Below are 15,950 nucleotides of genomic sequence, written 5' to 3'. Positions count from 1 at the left end.
ACTATAAAGAACAATCTGTCCACACGGAATTGATGTTGAGTCAAGCTTTTGGGTACGCCTCTAATATTATAAAAAAAGTTATGTTCTCTTAAGAGGAGTCCTCTCCGCACAACACCGCCCACCCGACAAAACGCACTCCGATATAGAAAAGAACCTCCTCCTTAGGATTAATAGCAGCTTGATTAATTATACGGGTCCATAATATCCTATCAAAGTTTTTTCCGGTAACGTACCCTACACCTTTCGGTAAGCTGTTTTGTATTATTACGTCTAGCCCAGTGGAATCAGTGAACCTGATTCAGCATCAATATACGTGTAAGAATAGTCGGTCAGTGGCGCTTTTCTCGTGTTCTTTTTGTCGGAAATTTCTGTCCGGTTGCAGCTAATTAAAATCAACAGTATGAACGGAGCCGATATTCTCATAAATCTGCAATTAATTGTTATAAAGGCTGCTACACAACGTGGGATGTACAAGATACTAATGTCCCACTTCTTGGCTACGTTATTCAAATAAAAAGATACAACTTTTAAGCCTTTCATGGCTCTATACAAGCCAATTTAAGTCGGTGAAATATAGCTCCATCAAAAGAGGAAGTCTGACAGAAGGGCAAGTTCCCATATGTATGCTCTATATTCTTCTGCGTATGTTGTCCTCATTTTAAAAGATGAGGTATAAATAGGTGCGATACGAATGACCACCTTTTTGCTAACGCGCAATACTTCTTTTGGAGTATTTTATTGCCATGCAGCCTTGCGCAATACTTACTAAGAAGTATTGCCTGAAGGCCCCCAGGAACATACGTTTGTGCATACACAAAAAACAAAATTGTATGATCAAGAAAATCCTTTATGTCGCAGTGATAGCAACTGCGACAGCCTCGTGCAGCGAGCCGGTGGCACCCACCGCACATCGTGATGTCAGTGTCGTAGATGGTCGCCTTGTATTTCGCGACAATGAAAGTTTCAACAACTTATTGGACGGGCTTCAGTCTGCTAACGCGGCAGAGGTAATCCAAAAACTAAATGGCTTTGATTACGTATCGCTTGAACAAACCGTTTCGCCACTTTATGGTAGCAAAGACATGCCGGTTACACTTCAGCGATATAATGATCAACTGCCACAAGTCTATCGCAGGTTACTTAACAGTGAAGGCATTATACAGATTGGCGATGATGTTATCAAATTTCTCGATGGCATCAAATACTATCAAAACGTAAATGAGTTTGGCAAGGCTGAGATAACAAGTTCGAAGAACATCGGTCACTATGGAATGAAATCCCTGGAGAGCGCATCAGGAAATTCCGGTCGCAAAGTATCCGGTTGGCTGAACGGAACGCTCGATTATGGCGGAGATCAGTATGAATTTCTCCTCGGAGATTATAGTCGACGCAAGTATGTAAACGAATGGAATGTTTCGTATGAAACCGGTGCGCACGCCATAGGCTCTTGCGATCCATACTCCACAACGGTAAAACTATGGACCAAAATCAAATTGGAAGGAAGGCCAAACCTGCACACGTCATGGGTGCTTGCCCCTGAGGCACGAACAGTTTCGTGGAGCCTTCAAATCAGCAATGCGTATGTATATTACTACAAGGGTTGCAACGGGGATACGAATAATCCTAATACACACTATTTTACAAATTACAACACCGGGGGCTCGCGGGTGTATACAACAAACGACCCAGGTACGGGCAGTCACGAATTTTATACTCTGTCATTTACGGATGATATGGATTGGCCATTCGCCTTCGACAAGGGAATTCTCCAGGCCTGCGTTGTTGGAAGCATAACGCAAGATTATACAAACCTACCTGCGGGAAACATTGCAAGAAATAAGAAGTTTACTTACGACACCTTTTGTAATTAACATAACCTGGAAGCTGGGGGAGGGTAGTTATTCTAAATCAATCCCTCCGCTTTCTTCGCCGTCACAATCTCCGTATTCATCGCTGCAAATACAAGGTCCAGATATATAGCAACCTCGATCTTCACACATTTGTCCGTGATAACGGTTCATTGGATAGCAGTTGTCGACCAGCTTTGACTGAGACCATGTCAGGTGCACTTTGGCGTACTTAAAGTCAGCGTCAAAAACCGCAAACAAAACATCGTCGTTGTCTTGTCGCCTCGCTATAGTCTTGACATCCCTTCCGTAAAGAACGTGTCCCCTGCCGATTTCTTTTTCAAGTTGATTATTCAATCCGCTGTCAACGAAATGCCAGGGCGGTAAACATGGCAGATTACCAGGAACCAGCTCGACAATAGTATCTTCTTTTAATCTAAAAACTTCGTGATCGTTTTTTAACTTAACTGAATACAAGTCAACATCAGGATCACCGTTTTCCTTTATTTTTCCCGGAATGTCCAGGTGCTTGTCAAGCTCAACGTTGCCCAGGTATGTCTTTTCAGATATCGTGAATTCTTGTCCCGAAACAGTTGGCCGCACAAGTATGTATTGTCCCTGTCCTGCAACGGGCAATATTCTTTCTATTTTCAGTTTAGTTGTCATTGTTCAAAGGGATGCTGCCGGAGTCGGGATATCCGACACAAATGTACCATGGCCTTCATTAATGAATGAGAAAAGAGGCAATTTTAAAACTTTCACCGCTATTGACAGGGTTGCTAAATATACAAGCCTGTTAAGCCATTTCCTTTATCGGATATGCCCTAACAAAACGGTTTCAGGTTGAAATAACGCCGTCCAACAAAAAGGCGCGTTCAACTTAAACTATATTTAATATATTGAGATATAAAATTTTAATAAAATGAATAATCTGAGGGTTTTATTGCTTGCAGGAGTTTCATTGTTTATAAACTTAAATTTATCAGCACAAAAACTGCCACTGCGTTTTGGAATAAAGGCTGGTCTGAATTTGTCAAATGCAATAGTTAATGATGCCGCTGGTACTACTTCAAAATTAGGGTGTCGTATTGGAGGTACCCTTGAATATTCATTGTCAGAAAAGTTCTTAATTCAATCAGGATTATACTACGCTACCAAAAATGCCGAAGTACATGCTCTCAACGGAAGCAAATACATACCATCACCACCGGATGATACGCACACGTTCAATGCGTCATACTTAACTGTGCCCGTATATGGAGCATTCAAGGTAAGCGTTACAAACGGTTTTAACATTGTATTGGGAGTTGGACCTTACGTTGGATATGGTATCGGAGGAAAAACAAGGCAAAAATTAAATAGCGGTACCTGGGGTGACGGCGCCACAGAAACAGACTGGGAAACATTTGGAAATGGTGTTTTTGACGAAAACAGAAGCTGGCTGCGTGGCACAACATTAAAGCGATTAGACATTGGAGTCGGAACCAACATCGACTTCGCGTATCATAACTGTATTTTAAGTGTTGGATATGAACAAGGTTTGAGAAATAGTGCGGCACAAGATTACCATCAGGGCTTACAATATAGAAACAGCGTGATGCAGGTGTCTGTTGGATACAAGTTATAAGAGATAGAACACTGAAGATAGGGAATATTCTTATCATGAAAAGATACCTGATCCTTATTGGCTTTTTAGCTTTCACTTTCTCCGGAACCGCCCAGAACATCAGCAAAAAAGAAAAGCAGATCCTCTCATTCGTAGAGAAGAACCACACCGAGTTCCTGAAGCTCCTTGAGCAAACGGTGAACATCAACAGCGGCACCAACAACCTGGCGGGTGTGAGAGAAGTGGGAAAGATCATGGATGATGCATTCAAAGGGATCGGGTTCGAAACACGCTGGATCGACATGCCGGAAGAGATGAAGAGAGCCGGGCACCTTTTTGCTGAACATAAAGGCAAGAAAGGAAAGCGATTGCTCATGATCGGCCACCTCGATACTGTCTTTGAACCGGATAGTCAGTTCAAAGAATGGAAATTTCAGGACTCGATAGCTTCCGGTCCGGGTGTTAATGACATGAAGGGGGGAAATGTTCTCATGCTTTTTGCACTGAAGGCGTTGATGCAGGCGCATGCTATCGATGACGCACAGATCATTGTAGCCCTGCATGGTGATGAAGAGAGCAGTGGAAATCCGAAATCGATCAGCCGAAAAGATATAATTGATGCCGCTATGCGCAGTGATTATGCACTGGCCTTTGAAACGGCAACAGGCTTCAATTACGGAACCGTTGCACGCCGCGGTTCAAGTGGATGGACGTTGACCGTTACAGGCAAACGCGCTCACTCTTCAGGTATTTTTTCACCCAGTGTCGGCGCCGGGGCAATCTATGAAGCCTCTCGTATCCTTCAGGAGTTTTATACGCAGTTGCCTGAGCAGTATCTTACGTTTAATCCGGGAATGATTGTTGGCGGCTCAACGGCGGAGATAAGCCCTAACGAAGGAAAGGCTTCCGGCAAATCTAACGTGGTGGCAGAAACGGCCATCGTGCAAGGTGATCTCCGCTTCATCTCGGAAGCGCAAAAGATCAATGCACGAAAGAAGATGGAAGCGATCGTGGCGAGGCATCTACCGCAGACTGATGCAACCATTACATTTGAAGACGGTATCCCAGCTATGCCGCCTACAGAAGGAAACTATAAGTTATTAGCCACGCTCAGCAAAGCCAGCGTCGATATGGGACTTGGTGAAGTGAAGCCATGGGATCCAGGATTGCGCGGTGCGGGCGATATATCCTACGTAGCTTCTTATCTCAGTGGCATAGATGGTCTCGGTGTCAATGGCGGCGGAGCGCACAGCCTGACAGAGTCTATTGATCTGCGTACACTGAAAGATCTGACCAAACGCACAGCGCTTTACATCTACCGGCTCACCCAGGAGAAAAATATGGAAGTTCAGGTCCCAGCCAAATAACTTTATTGCCTCTCAAATCCATCTGACTCCCCTAATCCATTCTCAAACTATTCACCGGATTCATCTTCGCTGCCCTGATCGACTGGTAGCTCACCGTGAGCAACGTGACCACAACCGCCAGCAAACAAGTGATGACGAACACCCACCAGGAGATCTCCGTGCGGTACTCGAATTTGGCGAGCCACATCTTGGTGAAGTGCCACGCTACCGGCATGGCGACAAGGCACGAAATAATGGCGAGCACAACGAAATCCATTGACAACATGCGCCACAACGTGGTGACGCTTGCGCCCATCACTTTACGGATGCCGATCTCCTTCGTGCGACGCTCGGCCACATAAGAAGCGAGGCCAAACAAGCCGAGGCATGAGATAAAAATAGCCAGCACTGCAAAGATGCCTGCCAATGTACCCACACGTTCCTCCTGGCTGAACTTGGCAGCATACTCGTCATCGACAAACTTGTAGGTGAAAAGCGCAGCGGGCACGATCGACTTTACGACGCGTTCGATCCGGGGAAGTGCATCGACCGCGCTCACAGCAGGATCGATCCTGATATTCATCAGCGCCGCCGACTGACTCTTGAAGTAGAAAATAGTTGGGCTTACAGGTTCATAGGGCGACTCCATCACCATGTCCTCCACCACGCCGATAATGGTCTTTGACCACCTGACGGCACCATCCTCGGCGTTGATGTCGACGAGGGTCTCTCCCACGGCATGTTGCCACCCCATATATTTCACCGCCGCCTGGTTAAGGATCACGGCGTCTATCGTGTCGGTTGCAAGGTCAGCGGAAAAGTCGCGGCCCTCCACCACCTTCCAGCCAAGTGTTTTACCAAACTCGGGCGTGACCTGACAAACCGCAAACTCTGCATCGAAGTTCGGGTCTCTTCCTTTCCAATCATAACCACCCGTCGAGCTCCAGATCGCCGTCACCGGACTGGAAGAAAATGAGACCGCACGCACTACACCAGAAGCCAGCAGTTCGTTACGCAACACATGCTGCTTGCCCTTATACTCCTGGTCACTCAGGTCGATGGAGATCAAGCCCTGACGGTCATAACCAACGGGGCGATTTCGCGCATACTGAACCTGTTGATAAACCACCAGTGTACCAATGATCAGCGTTGTCGAGACGGCGAACTGCACAACGACCAGCACCTTTCGCGGCCACGAGGCGAACCGCCCCGCATTGACAGCTCCCTTGACCACTTTTGCCGGCCGGAAAGAAGACAGGTAAAAAGCCGGGTATATTCCCGCCAGCAACGTTGTCACTACCAGGAACACCAATCCAATACCCCAAAACACCGGGTTGTCGAACGGCAATGCGATCTTTTTCCCCGAGACAGTGTTGAAAAGATCTTTTGAAAAAGTTACCAACGTAAGCCCTATCACGAAGGCAAGAACGGTGACAACGAAGGACTCACTCAGGAACTGTGCCACGAGCTGCCCGCGCATCGAGCCGACAGTTTTTCGGACACCAACCTCACGTGCCCGCTTTTCCGAACGCGCCGTGCTCAGGTTGGTGAAGTTGATGCAAGCCAGTAAAAGTACAAATGCACCGATGATGCCAAAGAGCCAGACAAAGACGATTCGTCCTCCGGCAGGTTTTCCATTTTCGAACTCCGAATAGAGATGCCATGTGCTCATGGGCACGACCTGGAGAAAGGGCGCATACTTATCACGGTAAGCTCTCAGATCGTCAGGAAGATACTTCAGGTACACGTCCTTAACCCCTGCGTTGACGGATTCCACTGTCACATTCGGCTGAAGTTGTGCGTACAATTGCAGATAGGTGTTTTCCCAGTCCGACGGGTCTTTGCCAATCCATGGCTTGAGTTGCTGGATCTGCGCAAACGTGCCGATGAACTGCACATCGCCGAACGTACTATTCGCCGGAATATCATCGTACACACCGGTAACATGCACGTCAATGTTGTTGTCTATCCTGAGCGTTTTGCCGATGGGATCTTCCGGACCAAAAATAGCCGCTGCCGTTGATGCTGAAAGTATGAATCCTTTGGGATCGCTTAAGCTTGCGTTAGATCCCTTTTGCATGCGGAGCGATAAAACCCCGATGGCGGCTGGCTCCATGAACTTGCCTTTTCGCCGGAATTTCTTGTCAGCAGTCGCCAGGGTATAGTCGCCGGTCCACCACGATCTGACAACATGCCTGAAGTAGTGCTGATAGTCGTCTTTGAGAACACCCGCGGGCGCAAACTGCATCGCCAGCCCACCGGAGATTTCCTGCGTATCAGGATTTGTTTCACCATGCCACAACTGTACAATGCTGTTGTAGTTGCTATGGTACCTGTTGAACGACAGCTCATCGTGCACCCATAAGCCTATGAGAGTCGCAACCGCCATGCCGATCGCCAGACCGCCTACGTTGATAGCAGAATACCCTTTTGTACGGAGCAGCATCCGCCACCCAACTTTGATGTGATTCAGGATCATTGTTTAACTGGTTTGCGTTTCTGATTTTTTTTGGCGGTCGCTCGATTCCAGGCCACGACAGCAGCAGGACATCGATATGCCAATTCATTATTTAAGTACTCACGTTTTGGGCGAAGGTTTCGGGGCAGGAGAAAGAAATTGCCGAACCCTTACTCCTGACCGTTGAGCTCCTGAATGGCTTTCCGCGCCTGCTCGTCGGAGGCTCTTAAGCGCAACACTTTCCTGTACGACTCAAGCGCCATGGCCTTGTCTCCCTTTGCCTGATAGGCTTGTCCTAAACTGGAGTGGATAGCGGGTGAGTTGGGGTAATAAATGGCATCCATCTGCAACAGGTCAATCGCTTTATCCACCTGTTTCTCGTTGTTGAGCAAAAAAAGTCCCACCTGGTGAATGACCTTGCCCGGAGGCAATAGATCAACCTGCCATTGATCAAATAATTTCTGATAATGCCTGATCACGCCATTGCTTCCATTGGCAAAAAAAATCTGAAAGGGAAATTGATAGTTCTCAAACACGGACAAGAGGCCGTCACGAAGACTTTCGAAAGGCACAGAAAAATGTGTTTCGTCTTCATAATATGCATAACGGTAGAAGACCTGCTGCGACCTGCTGTTCGCCAACGCTTCGCGGAAAGTATCAAAAGCTTTTCCTCTTGTTCCCGCATGCTGGCCGGGCTCAAAGGGGTTACTGGCCTGGCTTAGATAGAGTCTGCCACGAAACGAGAGGTTTCCTTTCAAAACAGAATCTGCTTTTTTAAGTATGAAATCATTATTCCACCGCAAGGTAGGGTCAATAGCAATGCAGGCGTTAAATTTATTTTGATCCAGAAAACAGTTCAGCGCAAATAATCCGGCCAGAGAGTGCCCTACCAGCACCCGGTAAGGAGCAGTGCGATAATGCTGGTCGATGTAGGGCAATAATTCCTTCACAAGAAAATCCAGGAAATGGTCGGTCTTGTTCGCCAGGCCCGATGTCATGTCACGTGTACGGTTTGTATTCCGCACGGCGACCACGATCATCTCCGGAATTTGTTCGTTTGATCCGTCACTCATGAAGTGGACCATGCCGCTGGCGTATTCAAAATGCGTATCGGCATCCAACAGGACCATCACAGGATAACGCTTCCCTCCATAGAATTCATCGTGCTCATACGAAGCGGGAAGGGTTATGAAAAAGGATCTCTTCTCGGATAGGATCTCCGAATACAGCGTGTGCTCTTTTCTGAGTATGGTCTCTTCAGATTGACCCCTGCCCTGCTGTGCCACGTTCAGGAAAACGACAAATAAACACAGGCGGTAAAGGTATTGTCGAAGCTTTATGTGTACCATGATTCCAAAGTATTGACCTGCTACGTCATGTGTCGCCGGGACGAAACTTTATTCTAAACCAAGCTACAAAATTTAAACCGAACCGTTGACAACCAAATATCTCGCCTTAATAATGTCAGTCGGATATTGCATTAGATCATGGCCGACTGATAAGCCAGGTCACAAGACCTCCGATAATCCATTCCTGCAGATTGAGAATTGTAGCAACGTGTGGCCAGATCAGCTTACCCGTTCTTCAAAGGACTCAGGCATGTTTTTACCGTCTGGAAAGTATCCATTGAGTCCGCTGATGATCAACAGGCTCGAATTTCCCTTCACTTCCACTGTATGACTGTAGCTGAGACAGGCGGGAATAACGGCCACGTTACTGTAACCAGAACCCTGCGGCATTCAACAGTGGAATATTGTGCACTGAAAGAACGCTTCTGAAACCAACCTTATGCAATTAGCCGGCGCCCGCCCATAGCCGTCTGAGGTAGGAATTATATTTGTAGCCTCACTGTTCAACAGTTTTATGGTGTTTTGACTGACCACCAGGACGGCCGTTAATCGCCGCCTGAATTATAAGTGTGAATAAAAGATGAGGAGAACAGCCGATGACCATATAGCTTATGAAAAGATCAGCCGTAATGAAGTAATTTTAGAGGGACAGAAACGGGCGCTTGAGCTTGCAGTCAATGGCAGCCGGCTCTCTGATGTGCTGGACGTCCTGACCTTATGTGTGGAACGGCAATCTGAAGATCAGATCTTTGCTTCCATTCTTCTGATAGACCAGGACGGAAAGCGACTTCTCCATGGCTCTGCGCCCAATCTCCCCTTAGCATACAACCAGGCAATCACCGGATCTGAAATTGAAAGTAATGCCGGGTCATGCGGAACAGCAGCGTTTACAAAAAAAGAAGTTGTTGTAAGCGATATTTCCACCGACCCATTGTGGCAAAAATATAAACATCTCGCGCTTCAGCATGGGCTCGCAGCATGCTGGTCAACACCCATTCTGTCACGATCAAATGATCTTTTAGCAACTTTTGCGCTATACTATACAAAACGCCGAAGGCCTTCTGAAGCGGATCGAAACGCCGTGGAATTGCTTTCACGCACAGCCGGAATTGTAATAGAATGGTTTTCCGATATCGCAAAAAAACGCGAAGCGGAAAACGCGTTGAAAAAAACCGATCAGCATTTGCGGGCACTCATGACTGCCACATCGGATGTTATCTACAGGATGAGCGCCGACTGGAAAACGATGTGGACGCTTTACGGACAAAATTTCCTGGAAGACACCAGCAATGCCATTGACGAATGGCAAAGCAAATATCTGTTGCCTGAAGACAGAAAACCCATCGAGGCCGTCATCAATCATGCGATTAAAACCAAAGGAACTTTTCAGCTGGAACACCGGGTGATCCAGGCGGATGGCTTCATCGGGTGGACTTTTTCACGGGCCATCCCAATCCTGGATGATTCAGGAAACATCGTGGAGTGGTACGGCGTGGCCACCGATGTCACTAACCGAAAACGCAATGAAGCCTCCCTGGTAGAGAGTGAAAAACAATTCAGGGATTTCAGCAACAGTATTAAAAACCTCGCATGGATGGCGCACGGCGACGGATGGATCTACTGGTACAATCAGCGATGGTACGATTATACGGGAACAACCCTCGAAGACATGCAGGGATGGGGTTGGGCATCGGTTCATCATCCGGATCATGTGGCACGGACTACTGAATTTATCCGCACGGCGTGGCAAACCGGCAAGGAGTGGGAACTTACCTTCCCCTTAAAATCGAAGGATGGAACTTATCGCTGGTTCCTGACCCGTGCCTATCCGATCAAAGATGACCAGGGCAAAGTCATCAAGTGGATTGGTACCAATACCGATGTTAACGAAAAACTGAGGATCCAGGAAGAGCTCAGACAAAGCGAAGACAGGCTGCGCCAGATCTCCGACTTCATGCCACAGATCGTCTGGTCAACAGATGCACACGGCGATCACGATTTTTTCAACAAACGCTGGTACGAGTTCAGCGGACTTACCTTTGAGGAATCAAAAGGTGAACAGTGGAGCCGGATCGTTCACCCGGATGATGTTGAAAGAATAACCAGCACCTGGCAACGAAGTTTACAAACGGGGCAACTGTACGAGGTAGAATTTCGCTTTAGAAGATACGATGGCGAGTACCGGTGGATCCTGGCCCGTGCTATGCCGTTAAGACAGGCGAATGGCACCATTGAACGGTGGTTCGGAACCTCTACTGACATCCATGATCAAAAAACAATGTCTCAGAAACTTGAAACGCTGGTCTACGAAAGAACAAAAGAACTGAAAAGATCAAACGAAGACCTTCAGCAATTTGCCCATGTTTCGAGTCACGACTTGAAGGAACCGGTTCGAAAGATCCAGGTCTTTTCCAATATGATCAGTGACCGGTTTCAACAACATCTCCCCCAGCAAGTCAATGTCAATATCGAACGCATAAAAAAATCCGCTAACAGAATTGCCTCTATGATCGAAGGAGTGTTGTTATACTCGTCACTTGAAGGCTCTTCCATGATGTTCGAAGACATCGATCTGGCGCACATCATTTCGGAGGTGGCAACCGAGCTGGAGCTGGTCATCGCCGAAAAGAATGCAAAGATCAACTATGCTGACCTGCCCATCATTCAGGGTGTTCCGACAATGATCTATCAGCTATTTTATAACCTGATCAACAACGCTATTAAGTTCTCTAAATCCGGAAGACAACCCATTGTAACGATCACATCCCAGCTTACCGTCCGTAACGGAAGATCGTTTCATCAGATCATCATAGAGGACAATGGAATTGGATTTAGCAATATTTATTCGGAAGCGATCTTCACCACTTTCACCCGTCTGCACTCAAAAGACGATTACGAGGGCACCGGCCTGGGCCTCGCGCTCTGTAAAAAAATTGTAGAACGCCACGGCGGCACCATTTCCGCAACCGGCGTCGATGGCGAGGGTGCGAAGTTTATGATACAGTTGCCTGTTGATAAGTAATGATGTTCTTAAGACTCATTCCCCTTCATCAAAGGCCGCGCTGCCAGCAACGCTGCAATGCTGATGAAGGCGCCATACGATAAATAGTAACCCACATAAGAAAGACCGTAGCTCGTTGCCAGCGTGGTGGCCAGGTAAGGCGTGAGCGATGCCCCCAGGATACCGGCCAGTGTAAAACACAACGATGCTCCGGTGTAACGAACTTCAGCGGGAAAGATCTCGGCGAGGGCAGTACCCACTGGACCATAATTCAACCCCATTAACAACATGCCGATCGATTGAAACGCAACCGTAATGATCAGGCTGCCGGTGCTGAAGAATGGCGCGAAAAACAAACCGAAAATGAAAATACCCACGCTAGAGGCGATGAGCATGTTGCTTCTGCCCTTCCGATCTGCAAACACCGCTGAGAAGGGAATGCCCAACGCGAAAAACAACATGGAGATCATTTGAGCGATCAGAAAACTTTCTCTCGGATAATGCAAAGCAGAGGTTCCCCAGCTCAGGGTAAAAACTGTCATGATGTAAAACAGCAGGAAGGTTGTGATGGTGGCCACCGTACCCAGGAGAATAGCTTTCGGATGTTTAGCAAAGACGGCAACAACCGGTACTTTCACACGCGCCTGACTGTTCATTATTTTTATAAAATCAGGTGTCTCCGTTATTTTCAGGCGTATATAAAGCCCCACCCAAACGAGCAGCGCGCTGGCTATAAAAGGAATGCGCCAGCCATAGTCTAAGAACTGTTCATCGCGCATCGTTTTGCTGAGGATATAAAACGTACCGCTCGACAACAAAAAACCAATGGGTGCACCCAGCTGAGGGAACATGCCATACCAGGCTTTTTTATTCTTCGGCGCATTTTCCGTGGCCAGCAAAACGGCACCACCCCATTCACCACCAAGCCCTAAGCCCTGACCAAAGCGAAACACCGCCAGCAGGATCGGCGCTATAATGCCGATGGTTTGGTACGAGGGCAGAAGTCCGATGGCAACGGTTGATGGACCCATCGTCATCAGGGCAGCTACCAGCGTGGCTTTACGTCCTTTCCGGTCGCCGAAGTGCCCGAAGAGCGCGGCACCCAGTGGTCTTGCGAAAAAGGCCAACGCAAATGTTGCGAGCGATGCCAGTGTCGATGCCACGGGATCATCCGCCGGAAAGAACAGCTTGGGAAAAACCAGCACGGCTGCAGTGGCGTAAATATAAAAATCAAAAAATTCGATGGTGGTTCCGATCAGGCTGGCTGCCAGTATGCGTGTTGCCGGATTTGCTACACTGTGTTGTTGGGTCATACGGGAAAGTGGGTATATAAAATTGTCTGTAAGATCACATTTTATATTAAAATTTTAAGCAGCGCGGGAATGAAAAAAGAGCGGTTAATTCCTGTACAGCTCCCACGCCGACAGCTGGAATAATGCTGGGAAACTATTCCCGGAGATTCAGTACGTTTCTGTTAGGTGGTAGAGCGGATGCGTCATATAGACACTTCCATTTGGATCCCTGCTCCACGCCCTCCACTGTTTCTCCATTGAGGATCACAGAACCGTATCCAAAAATATAATGACCATAGGAGCTCAACAATCCCGCTATCGTGCTGGGATCATGGTCTTTGAACTGGAATTGAAAGTCGGGCAGGCCAAATGCATGCAACCCTACGGTGTCCATCAGCATCGACTGATCGGGAAGGTTGAACAGACGAACGTTCAGAAGTCCGTAGAGGTACTCCACACCATCAAGGGCCATCATCGAAAGATAAGTACTGGTCTCTACAACCTTTTCACTCGTGGGGAAATAAATGGCCTTCGGCTGCATCGCGGTAGCCACAGCAATGACAAATTTCTGAAACAACTCGTTTCGCTGCTTATACGGCAATGTTCGCGACATCAGGTCAGACACAACAAGCTCATACCTGCAATTGGCGGTCGCCTCTTTTGCTTCCCTCCAATGCCACAACTGCTGATACGCTTTCTCCAGGCTTTTCTGAATATCGGAAGCCGCGGGCCTGAAGATAGTACATTGCGCCGGCAACGATCCTTCCTTGAAGCTCGCCATATAGTCGCGGAAAAAATATTGCCGCGCGTCGTCACGATCGTTGGGAGCAGGCTCGACCTGAGCGAACTGCTTGCTTATCTCCTGGAGCAGGATCTTATCATCGAATTGAGGATTTGTCTCAAACAACAATCTTGCAAAAAGCATCTCATCGTTGTTGTAGAGACGCTCGGGCTCAGGCGCCGGTTCCTCTTTCTTTTTCCAGTTGAATAAAGACATAAGCGGGGCTTTTATCAAACCCCTAAAATAAAATGTTTATTTTGATTTCGCTTTGTCACACGCAAATGTTGTCCATAATTGATGAAGGTCTTTCCAAACGTTGCTTGTCAGCGGTTGGGGTGAGATTTCATAAAACACAAAAGTGTGGTTCTTGTCGGGGCACGCTTTTACGTGGACGATACAATGGAGGGTCATCGGCTTCTGCTCCATGTAATCGAGCATGTAAACTGTTCCGGAAAAGGTCTTCAGATCGCCTTCAACCGTATTCGTTTCCCTGATGGTGGCCTTCAGGGGTACCAGTTTCTCGGCGGGTATTTTTCGTTGTTCGATATTCCTACCCACCAGTCCTGTGTAATAATCCGCCAAATTTTTTTCCGTGATCTTCGGGTCGATCTCAGGTTTGCCTTCCAGGTACCATAAGAAAGCGTAGGCCCAGTATTCATTGCTCCTGGGATCAGACCAACCCGGCGCAAACCGCAGGTCTTCCACACCCTTATAAGGAATGGAAGGAGCAAATTCGATGGGAATGGCAAAACGTTCAACGCCCCATCCCTGGGGAACAGCAAGGTCATAAGGCGGGTTGTATTTTTCTGCGCCAAATTCTGTGGCGGCAGTTTGCGCCCGGGTAGTTACTGACACGAGCAACAGGATACCTATGGAAAAGAGATTAATTTGCGCGTTTGATTTCATATTGACTATATTATTTATAAATGTATATAATATATTCAGCTTCCACAAGCGACTCCGTCTAGAGCACCTTTTCGTGCAGTTTGTTGGGTAGGCACCGGACTATTCATAATTTCAGGGCCTGAAACCGGTATGCTGCCGCTGAGTCGATTCGAAACAGGGAACATATGCACAACCATTCATGTAAACGGGCGCTAACCCATGAACTTTAAAATACATTCAACGCTTACAATGGATCTGAATATCAAACCAATATCAACACTATAAATATGGAATATCGACTTTTGGGAAGCTCAGGATTAAGGGTTCCTGTCTTAAGTTTTGGAACCGCCACCTTCGGCGGTGGAAACGATTTTTTTAAAGCGTGGGGCAATACGCAGGTAGACGAGGCGAGGCGGTTGGTAGACCTGTGCCTGGACGCCGGTATTAATCTTTTCGATACGGCAAATGTCTATTCCCGTGGCGCAGCGGAAGAAATTCTTGGCAAGGCGCTGGCCGGTAAAAGAGACAAAGTGCTCATCTCCACCAAAGCCACGTTTCCGATGAGCGACGGAATAAATGATCACGGATCATCACGCGATCACCTCATCAGGGCGTGCGACGACAGCCTGAAACGATTGGGCACGGACTATATCGACATCTATCACATGCACGGTTTTGATGGCAACACCCCGATCCAAGAAACGTTAAGAACCCTGGAGTACCTGGTCACAACGGGCAGGGTACGCTACATCGCCTGTTCTAATTTTTCAGGCTGGCACCTGATGAAGGCCTTATCCATTTCAGAACGTTATGGCTGGTCCAGGTACATTGCCCACCAGGCATACTATTCATTGCTCAACCGCGACTTCGAATGGGAATTGATGCCGCTGGCCATCGAAGAGAATGTAGGTACCATTGTATGGAGTCCACTCTCGGCAGGAAAGCTCAGTGGCAAGTACCGCCGCAGCAAAGAAGCGCCCAAAGATGCCCGCGTAGCCCAGGGAGGAAGTCCGGTGAGACACGCACCCACCGATGACGAACGTCTTTATAAGATCGTAGATGTTCTCGATGAGATCGCGAAAGAAACGGGCAAGACGGTCACGCAAATATCACTGAACTGGGTATTGCAACGCCCCACGGTCTCTAATATCATTATCGGTGCCAGAAATGAGGAACAACTGAAAGAGAACTTCGGCGCCACGGGCTGGAACCTGACTCTTGAACAAATAAAAAGGCTGGATGCCGTAAGCGATATACTGCCTTCTTATCCATACTGGCATCAACGGCAGTTTCCGATGCTGAACACCGATCCGGACTTGTATGGCGAAAGAAAGTAAAATTTATTGTCCCCGTCCCGGGCTTTCAGTCGTTATGGGGATGAAACA

At 47.7% G+C, this 15,950-nt stretch carries 12 protein-coding genes; 5 read left to right on the top strand and 7 right to left on the bottom strand.

Annotation, left to right across the window (positions count from 1 at the left end):
* Positions 1 to 830: 830 nt before the first annotated feature.
* Positions 831 to 1,871 (top strand): hypothetical protein, encoded by a 1,041-nt coding sequence (locus KK083_RS05980; protein ID WP_254161697.1) that lies wholly within the window; start codon positions 831 to 833, stop codon positions 1,869 to 1,871.
* Between the two features lie 27 nt (positions 1,872 to 1,898).
* Here the strand turns inward: KK083_RS05980 and KK083_RS05975 are convergent, their stop codons facing one another.
* On the bottom strand, positions 1,899 to 2,513 hold the full coding sequence (locus tag KK083_RS05975) for a hypothetical protein (RefSeq protein WP_254161696.1): 615 nt from the start codon (positions 2,511 to 2,513) through the stop codon (positions 1,899 to 1,901).
* Between the two features lie 256 nt (positions 2,514 to 2,769).
* On the opposite strand from KK083_RS05975, the gene KK083_RS05970 reads away from it, so the two are divergent.
* Positions 2,770 to 3,474: a porin family protein gene (locus KK083_RS05970; protein ID WP_254161695.1), complete on the top strand. Its 705-nt coding sequence runs from the start codon at positions 2,770 to 2,772 to the stop codon at positions 3,472 to 3,474.
* A 35-nt stretch (positions 3,475 to 3,509) separates the two neighbouring features.
* A complete protein-coding gene (locus KK083_RS05965; RefSeq protein WP_254161694.1) occupies positions 3,510 to 4,820 on the top strand; it encodes a M20/M25/M40 family metallo-hydrolase in 1,311 nt (436 codons plus the stop codon).
* A gap of 31 nt (positions 4,821 to 4,851) precedes the next feature.
* Here the strand turns inward: KK083_RS05965 and KK083_RS05960 are convergent, their stop codons facing one another.
* The 3 genes from KK083_RS05960 to KK083_RS05950 form a co-directional block, all read right to left on the bottom strand.
* Complete coding sequence (locus KK083_RS05960) at positions 4,852 to 7,278, bottom strand: FtsX-like permease family protein (RefSeq protein ID WP_254161693.1); 2,427 nt, start codon at positions 7,276 to 7,278, stop codon at positions 4,852 to 4,854.
* A 149-nt stretch (positions 7,279 to 7,427) separates the two neighbouring features.
* A complete protein-coding gene (locus tag KK083_RS05955; protein ID WP_254161692.1) occupies positions 7,428 to 8,606 on the bottom strand; it encodes an alpha/beta hydrolase-fold protein in 1,179 nt (392 codons plus the stop codon).
* 219 nt (positions 8,607 to 8,825) lie between these two features.
* The gene (locus KK083_RS05950) at positions 8,826 to 8,996 is read right to left on the bottom strand and encodes a hypothetical protein (RefSeq protein WP_254161691.1); all 171 of its coding nucleotides are present in this window, start codon (positions 8,994 to 8,996) and stop codon (positions 8,826 to 8,828) included.
* Positions 8,997 to 9,186: 190 nt separating this feature from the next.
* On the opposite strand from KK083_RS05950, the gene KK083_RS05945 reads away from it, so the two are divergent.
* On the top strand, positions 9,187 to 11,628 hold the full coding sequence (locus KK083_RS05945; RefSeq protein WP_254161690.1) for a PAS domain-containing protein: 2,442 nt from the start codon (positions 9,187 to 9,189) through the stop codon (positions 11,626 to 11,628).
* An 8-nt stretch (positions 11,629 to 11,636) separates the two neighbouring features.
* Here KK083_RS05945 and KK083_RS05940 read toward each other — a convergent pair whose 3' ends face one another.
* From KK083_RS05940 to KK083_RS05930, 3 genes are all read right to left on the bottom strand, one after another.
* Positions 11,637 to 12,920 (bottom strand): MFS transporter, encoded by a 1,284-nt coding sequence (locus KK083_RS05940; RefSeq protein WP_254161689.1) that lies wholly within the window; start codon positions 12,918 to 12,920, stop codon positions 11,637 to 11,639.
* 133 nt (positions 12,921 to 13,053) lie between these two features.
* Positions 13,054 to 13,896 carry a DUF4261 domain-containing protein gene (locus KK083_RS05935; RefSeq protein ID WP_254161688.1) on the bottom strand — a complete coding sequence of 281 codons (843 nt, stop codon included), beginning with the start codon at positions 13,894 to 13,896 and terminating at the stop codon, positions 13,054 to 13,056.
* 36 nt (positions 13,897 to 13,932) lie between these two features.
* The gene (locus tag KK083_RS05930) at positions 13,933 to 14,586 is read right to left on the bottom strand and encodes a hypothetical protein (protein ID WP_254161687.1); all 654 of its coding nucleotides are present in this window, start codon (positions 14,584 to 14,586) and stop codon (positions 13,933 to 13,935) included.
* Positions 14,587 to 14,852: 266 nt separating this feature from the next.
* Here KK083_RS05930 and KK083_RS05925 point away from each other — a divergent pair, with 266 nt between their 5' ends.
* A complete protein-coding gene (locus KK083_RS05925; protein ID WP_254161686.1) occupies positions 14,853 to 15,902 on the top strand; it encodes an aldo/keto reductase in 1,050 nt (349 codons plus the stop codon).
* Positions 15,903 to 15,950: the final 48 nt, after the last annotated feature.

This window comes from Chryseosolibacter histidinae, assembly GCF_018598225.1.
Taxonomy (GTDB): Bacteria; Bacteroidota; Bacteroidia; order Cytophagales; family Cyclobacteriaceae; genus Chryseosolibacter; species Chryseosolibacter histidini.
This window is presented reverse-complemented; position numbering and strand designations above follow the sequence as displayed.

Coding starts and splice junctions, on each gene's coding strand:
- KK083_RS05980 (WP_254161697.1), top strand. CDS start 831: ATGATCAAGAAAATCCTTTATGTCGCAGTGATAGCAACTGCGACAGCC.
- KK083_RS05975 (WP_254161696.1), bottom strand. CDS start 2,513: ATGACAACTAAACTGAAAATAGAAAGAATATTGCCCGTTGCAGGACAG.
- KK083_RS05970 (WP_254161695.1), top strand. CDS start 2,770: ATGAATAATCTGAGGGTTTTATTGCTTGCAGGAGTTTCATTGTTTATA.
- KK083_RS05965 (WP_254161694.1), top strand. CDS start 3,510: ATGAAAAGATACCTGATCCTTATTGGCTTTTTAGCTTTCACTTTCTCC.
- KK083_RS05960 (WP_254161693.1), bottom strand. CDS start 7,278: ATGATCCTGAATCACATCAAAGTTGGGTGGCGGATGCTGCTCCGTACA.
- KK083_RS05955 (WP_254161692.1), bottom strand. CDS start 8,606: ATGGTACACATAAAGCTTCGACAATACCTTTACCGCCTGTGTTTATTT.
- KK083_RS05950 (WP_254161691.1), bottom strand. CDS start 8,996: ATGCCGCAGGGTTCTGGTTACAGTAACGTGGCCGTTATTCCCGCCTGT.
- KK083_RS05945 (WP_254161690.1), top strand. CDS start 9,187: ATGAGGAGAACAGCCGATGACCATATAGCTTATGAAAAGATCAGCCGT.
- KK083_RS05940 (WP_254161689.1), bottom strand. CDS start 12,920: ATGACCCAACAACACAGTGTAGCAAATCCGGCAACACGCATACTGGCA.
- KK083_RS05935 (WP_254161688.1), bottom strand. CDS start 13,896: ATGTCTTTATTCAACTGGAAAAAGAAAGAGGAACCGGCGCCTGAGCCC.
- KK083_RS05930 (WP_254161687.1), bottom strand. CDS start 14,586: ATGAAATCAAACGCGCAAATTAATCTCTTTTCCATAGGTATCCTGTTG.
- KK083_RS05925 (WP_254161686.1), top strand. CDS start 14,853: ATGGAATATCGACTTTTGGGAAGCTCAGGATTAAGGGTTCCTGTCTTA.